General features: G+C 66.2%; 8 protein-coding genes. All 8 read left to right on the top strand.

All coding sequences use genetic code 11. The features are described from left to right. Positions 1 to 11: 11 nt before the first annotated feature. Positions 12 to 1,328, top strand: coding sequence for a precorrin-3B synthase (gene cobG, locus E8F20_RS05505; protein WP_280282811.1), 1,317 nt, complete (start codon positions 12 to 14; stop codon positions 1,326 to 1,328). Further along, a complete protein-coding gene (locus E8F20_RS05510; RefSeq protein ID WP_280282813.1) occupies positions 1,325 to 1,951 on the top strand; it encodes a precorrin-8X methylmutase in 627 nt (208 codons plus the stop codon). Before cobG ends, E8F20_RS05510 begins: the two co-directional genes overlap by 4 nt. After that, the gene (locus tag E8F20_RS05515) at positions 1,948 to 2,697 is read left to right on the top strand and encodes a precorrin-2 C(20)-methyltransferase (RefSeq protein ID WP_280282814.1); all 750 of its coding nucleotides are present in this window, start codon (positions 1,948 to 1,950) and stop codon (positions 2,695 to 2,697) included. The genes E8F20_RS05510 and E8F20_RS05515 overlap by 4 nt, the downstream gene beginning before the upstream one ends. Next, a complete protein-coding gene (gene cobJ / locus E8F20_RS05520) occupies positions 2,697 to 4,352 on the top strand; it encodes a precorrin-3B C(17)-methyltransferase (protein ID WP_280282815.1) in 1,656 nt (551 codons plus the stop codon). Before E8F20_RS05515 ends, cobJ begins: the two co-directional genes overlap by 1 nt. Positions 4,353 to 4,619: 267 nt before the next feature. Further along, entirely contained in the window at positions 4,620 to 5,120 is a 501-nt protein-coding gene (locus E8F20_RS05525; protein ID WP_280282816.1) for a sigma-70 family RNA polymerase sigma factor, read from the top strand. Beyond that, complete coding sequence (locus E8F20_RS05530) at positions 5,117 to 6,073, top strand: FecR family protein (protein WP_280282817.1); 957 nt, start codon at positions 5,117 to 5,119, stop codon at positions 6,071 to 6,073. Before E8F20_RS05525 ends, E8F20_RS05530 begins: the two co-directional genes overlap by 4 nt. 247 nt (positions 6,074 to 6,320) lie before the next feature. Further along, positions 6,321 to 8,735 carry a TonB-dependent siderophore receptor gene (locus E8F20_RS05535; RefSeq protein WP_280282818.1) on the top strand — a complete coding sequence of 805 codons (2,415 nt, stop codon included), beginning with the start codon at positions 6,321 to 6,323 and terminating at the stop codon, positions 8,733 to 8,735. A gap of 464 nt (positions 8,736 to 9,199) precedes the next feature. Then, positions 9,200 to 10,311: OprD family porin (locus tag E8F20_RS05540; RefSeq protein ID WP_280282819.1), on the top strand; the 1,112-nt coding region annotated here is incomplete at its 3' end.

Below are 10,311 nucleotides of genomic sequence, written 5' to 3' on the forward strand. Positions count from 1 at the left end.
TGGTGACCTGAGTGAAGCACGCCCGGCCCACATCGCTATCCATCCGCCCCTCGGCCTGCCCGGGGCTGCTGCGTATCGTCCAGGCGAAGGACGGTGGCATCTGTCGGATCAAGCTGCCCTGCGGGCGCCTGAGTTCGGTTCAGGCCCGCGCCATCGCGACGGCCGCGAGTGCCCACGCCGGGGGTGTGATCGAGGCCACCAACCGTTCCAATCTGCAGATTCGTGGTGTGAAGTCCGGCGCCGAGCAGGTGCTGATCGACGCCCTCCTGGCCGCAGGCCTGGGCGCCGGTTCCCCCGGCGCCGACGATGTGCGCAATCTGATGGTCAGCCCACTGGCCGGGCTCGACGCGACCGCCCTTGTGGATAGCTCGCCGCTTGCTGGGCAAATCCTCGCTCTGCTGCAGGACAAGGCGCATTTCCACGCCCTCTCACCCAAGTTCGCCCTGTTGCTGGATGGCGGCGAATACATGGCGATGCTGGAGCATCCCCACGATCTCTGGCTAGCGGCCATGGGTGACGGTGACCACGCGCTGTTCGCCTTCGGGCTAGCCGGCTGCCCACCGCGAGCCGCCGACGACGCCCCCGCCCTGGCTGCCGTGCCGCGCGATCAGGTTCCAGCGCTGGTGGAAGCCCTGCTGGAACTGTTCCTCGAACTGGCCAGGCCCGAGCAGACGCGCATGCGCCACCTGCTTGCCGAACACCCGGAGGGCGACCTGTTGTTGCGCCTGCAACAGCGGCTGGACGTACCGCTGCTGCCGGCCGGTAACTGGCACCGCCCTGCCCCGCAACCCTTCGCTCACCTGGGTATACGCGACGGCCGCCATGTCGGCGGTGCGCCGGCGCTGGGTCGTCTGGATGCAACTCAGCTCGCCGCCCTCGCCGATCTCGCCGATTGCCAGGGCGACGGCAGCCTGCGCCTGACGCCCTGGCAATCGGTGCTGCTGCCCAATGCCCGGGATGCCGAATTCGTCCTGAACGCCATGCGCCACCTCGGCCTCGCCACGGAAGCGAGCGAGCCCCTGGCGCGACTGATCGCCTGCACCGGTTCCGCCGGTTGCGCCAAGGGCCTGGCCGATACCAAGGCCGACGCCCTGCTTCTGGCGCCGCTGCTGCCACCTGGCGCAGTGGTGCACCTCAGCGGCTGCCCGCGCTCCTGCGCCGCTGCCCATGCGGCGCCCTTCACTCTGCTGGCCAAGGGTCCGGGCCGCTATGACCTCTATCAGCGCGGCGGCGATGGCTTTGGCCAGCTGCTGGCGCGCGACATCAGCCTTCAGGAAGCCGGCGAACGCCTGGCCTCCCCTCCTGACACCTGGAGTTCCACCCCATGATCGAGTACATCCGCGATGGTCAGGAGATCTATCGCAACTCCTTTTCCATCATCCGCGCCGAAGCCAACCTCGCCGACATTCCCGCCGACCTGGAAAAGCTCGCAGTGCGGGTAATCCACGCCTGCGGCATGGTCGATGTAGTAGATGACCTGCGTTTCTCCCCCGGTGCCGGAGCGGCCGGGCGCGCGGCCATTGCCAATGGCGCGCCGATCCTCTGCGATGCGCGCATGGTGGCCGAGGGCATCACCCGCGCGCGCCTGCCGGCGGACAACCCGGTCATCTGCACCCTCAACGACCCGGGCGTGCCGGAGCTGGCGCGCGAACGGGGCAACACCCGCTCGGCAGTGGCGCTTGAGCACTGGCGCGAACACCTGGAAGGCAGCGTGGTGGTGATCGGCAATGCCCCCACCGCGCTCTTCTACCTATTGGAGATGCTCGACGCGGGCGCACCGAAGCCGGCACTGATCCTCGGCTTCCCGGTGGGCTTCGTCGGCGCGGCGGAGTCCAAGGAGATGCTCGCCGCCGACAGCCGTGGCGTGCCCTATGTGATCGTGCGCGGCCGTCGCGGTGGCAGCGCCATGGCGGCAGCGGCGGTCAACGCCCTTGCCACGGAGGTGGAATGATGACCGGCAAAGGACGGCTGATAGGCCTCGGAGTAGGCCCCGGCGACCCGGAGCTGATCACCCTCAAGGCGCTGCGCCTGCTGCAATCGGCACCGGTGGTGGGCTACTTCGTGGCCAAGGCAAAGGCCAGCCAGGGCCAGGGCGGCAACGCCTTCGGCATCATCGAACAGCATTTGACCGACACCCAGCAGCGCATGCCGCTGGTCTATCCGGTGACCACCGAAAAACTGGAGCCGCCGCTGTCCTACGAGACGGTGATCAGCGACTTCTACGACACCGCCGCCGAACAGGTTGCCCAGCACCTGGATGCCGGCCGCGACGTGGCGGTGATCTGCGAAGGCGACCCCTTCTTCTACGGCTCCTACATGTACCTGCACGACCGCCTGGCCGAGCGCTACGAGGTGGAAGTGGTGCCTGGCGTCTGCTCCATGCTGGGCAGCGCGGCGGTACTCGGCCTGCCCCTGGTGTACCGCAACCAGAGCCTCTCGGTGCTCTCCGGCGTACTGCCGGAAGATGAATTGAAGGTCCGCCTGCGCGATGCCGAAGCCGCCGTGGTGATGAAGCTCGGGCGCAACTTCGACAAGGTGCGCCGCGTCCTCCAGGACCTCGGCATCGCCAGCCGCGCCCATTACGTGGAGCGCGCCACCATGGCCAACCAGCGCATCGTGCCGCTGGATGAGGTGGACCCCATGGCGTCGCCCTATTTCTCGATGATCGTCATCCCCGGTCAGAAGTGGAGAGGTTGATGGAGCAGCACAACACCCCGGCCATCGTCCTGCTCGGCAACGGCGGTCTGCCAACGGCTCGGCGCATCCACGCGCTTTATCCACAGGCACGCGTGCTTGGCCTGAATGGCCGCGTCGAAGGCGCGGACGAAGGCTATGCCGAGTTCGGCGACACCCTGCGCGGGCTGTACAGCAGCGATACACCGATCATCGCCTTGTGCGCCGCCGGCATCGTCATCCGCACCCTGGCGCCACTGCTGGCGAGCAAGGGCGCCGAGCCGCCGGTACTGGCAGTCGCCGAAGACGGCAGCGCGGTGGTGCCGCTGCTCGGCGGGCTGGGCGGGGTCAACCGCATGGCGCGGGAGATCGCCGCCACGCTGGACGTGGCGCCGGCCATCACCACCAGTGGCGAGTTGCGTTTCGGCACCTGCCTGCTGGACCCGCCAGCGGGCTACGCCCTGGCCGACATCGAACAGGGCAAGCGCTTCGTCTCCGACCTGCTGGGCGGCGAAGCCGTGCGCGTACAGGGCGATGCGCCGTGGCTCGATGAGGTCCGCCTGCCCCTGGCGGAAGAGGCGCGACGAGTTATCCACATCACCGCCGAAGCACGTCCGGCCGAGCGCCACGAACTGCTGATCCACCCCCGCGTGGCGGTCGCGCGAATCGATGGCGATGCGAATGTCGACATCGTGCGCCAGGCCCTGGCGGATGCCGGTCTGGCGCCACTGTCCCTGGCCTGCCTGCTGGCAGAGCGCGAGCGCATGACTGACGCCGTATTGGCAGCGACTGCCGCCGAGCTAGGCGTACCACTGCGCTTCATTACCGAAGAAACCGCCCTGCCGCCCCTGCTCCAGCAAGGCGATGGCATTCGCCTCTATCGGGCTGATGAGCCGCTCGCCCCGGCCCTGATCGGCCGACCGCGCGGGCGCCTGACCGTGGTCGGCCTTGGCCCCGGTGCCGCCGAATTCATGGTGCCGGCCGCTCGCCAGGCGCTGGACGAGGCCGAGGACCTGTTGGGCTACGAGACCTACATCCGCATGGCCGGCCCGTTGCGCCCCGATCAGGTGGCGCACTGCACCGACAACCGCGAAGAACTGCAGCGGGCCCGCCACGCCTTCGAGCTGGCGGCCAGCGGCCGCCGCGTGGTGGTGGTGTCGTCCGGTGACCCGGGCGTGTTCGCCATGGCCGCCGCCGTGCTGGAGGCCCTGGACGAATCCCGCGATCCGCAGTGGTTGCAGGTCGAGTTGCAGGTGTTCCCTGGCGTCTCCGCGGCGCTGGCCACTGCCGCCAAGGCGGGAGCGCCCCTGGGCCATGACTTCTGCTTGATCTCGCTATCGGACAACCTCAAACCCTGGGAAGTGATCGAAGACCGTCTCGACCACGCCGCCGCCGCAGACCTGGCCATGGCCTTCTACAACCCCATCTCCAGGGCGCGCCCCTGGCAACTAGGCCGCGCGCTGGAAATCGTCACCCGACATCGCCGGCCGGAAACGGTGGTGGTACTGGGTCGCGACATCGGTCGCCCGGCCGAGAAGCTCACCCTCACCAGCCTCGGCGAGCTGACCCCGGAGCAGGTGGACATGCGCACCCTGGTGATCATCGGCTCGTCGCTGACCCGGCGCGTACCAAAGGGCAATGGCGGGGATTGGGTGTATACGCCGCGCTGGTATCGCTGAGCGGCTGCGTAATCTCCCTGCGAAACCTATCAACGCCGTCCGATGGGTTTCGCTGCGCTCTACGCCATGCTACGAACAGCCACTCGACGCGCCCACGTAGGATGGGTCGGGCGGCGTTCCGCGAGCCTGCGAAACCCATCAACGATTCCCCCCGCGAACCCTTCCGACAATGGTGCCGCCCCGGCACCACGGCGCAGTTGCAAAAGCCCCGGCAGACAATGAAAATGCGATTAATTTTCATTTATTATTGCATCTCTCGGCGGCCCCATGCCCTCTCCCCACATCACCCTCCAGGCGCTGTACAGCGAGCATCACGGCTGGCTGAAGAACTGGCTGCGCAGCAAGCTGGGCAATGCGGCCGATGCGGCGGACCTGGCCCAGGACACCTTCCTGCGCCTGCTGGGCAAGGGTGACAGCCTGGAGCTGCGCACACCGCGCGCGTTCCTGCGCACCGTGGCGCGTGGCCTGGTGATCGACCACTGGCGCCGCGAAGAGCTGGAGCGCGCCTACCTGGAAGCCCTGGCGCAGGTCCCCGAGGCCGAAGCGCCCTCGCCTGAAGAGCGCGAGCTGATCCTCGAACTGCTGGAACGCATTGCGCTGATGCTCGACCGCCTCAAACCGAAAGCACGCACCGCCTTCCTGCTGGCCCAGTGCGAAGGCCTGACCCACAAGGAAGTCGCCGCGCGGATGGGCATATCCCTGCGTTCGGTGGAGCGCTATGTGGCCGACGCCCTCTACCACTGCTACCTGCTGCGATTCGAAGAATGAACACCCACAGCCGGGCCGTCGGTCCCAACGAACAGGTGGTACGCCAGGCCATCCACTGGATGTTGCGTCTGCGCAGCAGCGGCGATGCGGAACTGCAGCGGGCCTGCGAGCATTGGCGCGGGCAGGACGCCAACCACGAACTGGCCTGGCAACGGGTGCAACAGCTTGACCGCGAGCTGGGCGTGGCAATGCCCGGTGCCGGCCTGGTGCTGGACAACGCCCGCGCAGGGCTGCGCCGCCGCCAGGCACTGAAGCTGCTGACCGGGGCGGCAGTCGGGGGTGCCGCCCTCTGGCTGACCCGCGACATCATGCCCTGGGAACGCCTCACTGCCGATCTGGCCACCGCCACCGGCGAGCGCCGTGGCCTGGCATTGGCCGACGGCAGCCAACTGCAACTGAACACCGACTCCGCAGTGGATATCCGCTTCGACTCGCAGCAACGACTGATCGAACTGCGGCGCGGTGAAATCCTCGTCAGCAGTGCCATCCAGGCCACGCCCCTGCACGTAGTCACCGCCCATGGCCGGGTGGAAACCCGGGCCGCGCGCTTCGTGCTGCGCCAGGGCAAGGCCGCCTCACGTCTCAGCGTGCTACAGGGCAGCGTCGCGCTGACCCCGTCCAACGGCCTGTCGAAACAGGTCGTCGAGGCCGGCCAGAACGTCGATCTGACCCGGGAAGGCATCCGCACGGTGGAAAAACTGGACTTAGAGGCCGGGGCCTGGGTCGACGGGCTGATCGTCACCCGCGACATGCGCCTTGCAGATTTCCTCGCCGAAGTCTCGCGCTATCGCCATGGTCGCTTGGCCTGCGCCGACAGCATCCGTGACCTGCGCCTCTCCGGCGTGTTCCGCCTGGACGACACCGACAAGCTGCTGAGCCTGCTGCCACGCACCCTGCCGGTACATCTGCACTACCGCACCCGTTGGTGGGTGACGGTGCAGGCCAGGGCCTGAGCGTCCTGGCGAAGAACTCGCTGTGTAGGCGCTGGCTTGCAACACGTCATGCAGACAGAACCGATTCATTCGCCATGGGGCCGACGGCCCTCCCGTCGAGGCCCTTTGGGGGCGGCTGCGCCGCCCTTGGCGATTTAAATCGCCCCTTCTACAGGTCTGACCTTCGAACTTTTTTGGCGGGTTCTACCGCCTGACCCGGCAAGGGGAATGAATCCCATTAACCTTTGCTGCTCCCACGGATGCTTTCATGACCGCACCTCGCGCTTCCCACCTTGCCCTCGCCATTCGAGGCGCCTTGCTCTCCGCTGCCCTGGCTACCCCGCTGCTACCTGCTGGCGCCATCGCCGAGGAAGCGACCGTCGTCGCCAGCCCCAGCTACGCCATCCCCGCCGGCGCCCTCGACGAAGCGCTGAACCGCTTTGCCCGCGAAGCCGGCATCAACCTCTCCGCCACCCCGGCGCAAACCCGCGGCCTCAGCACCCAGGGCCTGAATGGCACCTACTCGGCACAAGCCGGCCTGGCGCGCCTGCTCGACGGCACCTCGCTGCAAGCGGAGAACCTCGGCGGCGGCAGCTTCGTGCTGCGCGACGTGCCGGCCGGCAGCGCGCTGGAAGTGCCCAGCACCCAGGTGTTTGCCCTGGGCAATGCGCTAGGCAGCGAGGACGGTTACCTGGCCACCCACAGCCAGATCGCCACCAAGACCAGCAAATCGCTGATGGAAACCTCGCAGAGCGTTTCGGTGATCACGCGCGAGCAGATCGATGACCAGGGCTCGAAAACCGTCCAGCAATCCATGCGCTACACCCCCGGGATCTTCACTGGCCAGGTGGGCGCCTCGAACCGTTATGACTATGTGGTGATGCGCGGCTTCGCCGACAACAGCGTCGACAACATCTACCTCGACGGCCTGAAGACCATGGGCGACAGCGGCACCTTCAGCTCGATGCAGGTGGACCCGTACTTCCTCGAGCGCATCGACGTACTCAAGGGACCGTCCTCGGTGCTTTACGGCCGCAGCCTGCCCGGCGGCCTGGTGGCGCTGACCAGCAAGAAGCCGCTCTATGAGAACTATCACCAGGTGCAGGCCACCGTCGGCAACATGAACCAGAAGGGCGTGGGCTTCGACTTCAGCGGCCCGCTGGATGACGAGAAGCGCATCGCCTACCGCCTGGTGGGGCTGGGCAAGGGCAGTGACACCCAGTTCGACCACGCCCATGAAGAGCGCTACGCCATCGCCCCGACCCTGGCCATTGACTTTAGCGAAGACACCACCCTGACCCTGCAAGGCTATCTGCAGCACGATCCGAACGGCGGCTACCACAGCGGTGTGCCGGCCGATGGCAGCCTGTACCAGCACAACGGCCGCCGCATCGACCGCGAGTTCTTCGACGGCGAACCGGGCCTGGACGACTTCGACCGCACCCAACGCATGTTCGGCTATCAGCTGGAGCACCGCTTCAACGACGTCTGGACCGCCCGCCAGAATTTCCGCTACCTCTCCTCCGACGTCGATCTGTCCCAGGTCTACGGCTACCAATGGACCGCACCGGACAGCAACGAACTGAACCGCTACTTCTCCGGCGCCAGCGAGGCGCTCGAGGCGTACATCATCGACAACATGGTGCAGGCCGAATTCGACACCGGTGCAGCCCGCCACACCCTGCTGACCGGCCTCGACTACCAGCGACGCAAGACCAAGGTGGACTGGACATCCGGCGTCTCGACACCGCTCAACGCCTTCGACCCGGTGTACGGCAACGAGACCCTGACGTTCCTCACCGAAGACAACCACACCCGTCGCCTGGAACAGACCGGCCTGTACCTGCAGGACCTGATCGACCTCGACCAGTGGCGCTTCTCGCTGGGCATGCGCCAGGACTGGGTGGACGTCTCCGACGAAAACCGCACGGCCGGCACCAAGAGCGACGAACAGTGGAGCAAATTCACCGGCCGCGCCGGCGTGCTCTACCTCTTCGACAACGGCATCGCGCCCTACATCAGCTACTCCGAGTCGTTCAACCCAAACGCCTACTCAGACGCAGCCGGCAAAGCCCTGGAGCCCACCGAAGGCAAGCAGTGGGAAGCGGGCCTGAAGTTCCAGCCCGAAGGCAGCGCCAGCATGTACACCGCCTCGGTGTTCCATATCACCCAGCAGAACGTCGCTTCCAAGCTGCCGCAGGACAACTTCTACACCTCGGTGGGTGAGGTGCGCTCCAAAGGCATCGAACTGGAAGCCCATACCCAGGTCACCGAGAACTTCAAGTTACTGGCCAGCTACACCTACACCGACATCACCTACGCCAAGGCGCTGGACGGCAACCAGGGCAACACCCCGAACCAGGCGCCCGAGCACATGGCCTCCATCTGGGGTGACTACCACTTCAACGCCGGCGCACTCGACGGCCTGCGCACCGGCCTCGGCGTGCGCTATGTCGGCAAGACCTGGGCGGACAAGGAAAACACCCAGCACGTGCCCTCCTATACCCTGGTGGATGCCCTTATCGGCTACGACCTGGGCAAGCTGGGCATGAAAGGCCTGGACCTCAGCCTGAACGCCAACAACCTGCTGGACGAAGACTACGTGGCGTCCTGCTACAGCCTCGACTTCTGCTACTTCGGCGAGAAGCGCAACGTGACCGCCACCCTCAGCTACCAGTTCTGACCGCGTGGCAGGAAGCCGGGCCGATCTATTGGCCCGGTCTACCCCGACGTTATCGTACAACCACGCAAATACCCCTTTTCCCTTCTACCCCTATCCATTGGACTAAAGCCGTATTCGCGTTGACAACGGCAAAGCCAGATGTTGATAATCCGACCTATGTTGTACGACAACGTATGACGAAAATAACAACAAGACTTCATACAGGCCTCGATCATGACCCTTCACGCTCCAGGCTCCACCACGTCACCCAGTGCCGGCTCCTCTTGCCGGACCACCCCCCATTCCCTGATTCGCGCCATGACAGCGTCCAGCGGATTCGCCGACGGCTAGCCGCGGCTGATGGCTGGCCACCCGGCCAGATAGCGCCCTGAACCCAGGGCTTCACGATGCCCCCGCCATGTCGATGTGCGCTTGCCGCGCGCAGGGGGTCGGCTCAACCCAAGAAACCCCGGAGCACAACAACAATGATCCTCCGCACCGCCCTCCACTCCACCGTCGTAGCCGCCGGCAGCCTTGCCTGCGGCCTCGCCTTGCTGCCCGCCAGCGTCCAGGCCGCCGGTTTCACCGAAGACGCCAAGGTCGGCCTGAACCTGCGCAACTTCTACATCAACCGCAACTTCGTGAACCCGACCTACCCTCAGGGCAAGGGCGAGGAATGGACCCAGAGTTTCATCCTCGATGCCAAGTCCGGCTTCACCGAAGGGCCGGTGGGCTTTGGTGTCGACATGCTCGGCCTGCTCTCGGTCAAGCTCGATGGCGGCAAGGGCACCCGCGGTACCCAACTGCTGCCGGTGCATGACGACGGCCGCCCCGCCGACGACTTCGGTCGCCTGGCCATGGCCGGCAAGATGCGCGTCTCCAAGACCGAGTTGAAGGTCGGCGAGTGGATGCCGGTGCTGCCGATCCTGCGTTCCGACGACGGTCGCTCGCTGCCGCAGACCTTCCAGGGCGGTCAGGTCACTTCCCAGGAAATCGACGGCCTGACGCTGTATGGCGGCCAGTTCCGCCAGAACAGCCCGCGCAACGACGCGAGCCTGGACGACATGTCCATGAACGGCCGCGCCGCCTTCACTTCCGATCGCTTCAACTTCGCTGGCGGCGAATACGCCTTCAACGAGAAGCGCACCCTGGTTGGCCTGTGGTACGCCGAACTGGAAGACATCTACCAGCAGCAGTACCTGCAAGTGATACACAGCCAGCCTGTCGGTGACTGGACCCTGGGCGCCAACCTTGGCTACTTCAACGGCAAGGAGAACGGCAGCGCCCTGGCCGGTGACCTCGACAACCGCACCTGGTCGGCCCTGCTGTCGGCCAAGTACGGCGGCAGCACCTTCTATGTCGGCCTGCAGAAAGTCAGTGGCGACGATGCCTGGATGCGCGTCAACGGCACCAGCGGCGGCACCCTGGCCAACGACAGCTACAACTCCAGCTACGACAACGCCAAGGAAGAATCCTGGCAGGTGCGCCACGACTACAACTTCGCCGCCCTCGGCGTTCCCGGCCTGACCCTGATGAACCGCTACATCAGCGGCGACAACGTGCATGTCGGCGCAGTCACCGACGGCAAGGAATGGGG

Source organism: Pseudomonas sp. BN415 (genome assembly GCF_029871195.1).
GTDB classification, from domain to species: domain Bacteria; phylum Pseudomonadota; class Gammaproteobacteria; order Pseudomonadales; family Pseudomonadaceae; genus Metapseudomonas; species Metapseudomonas resinovorans.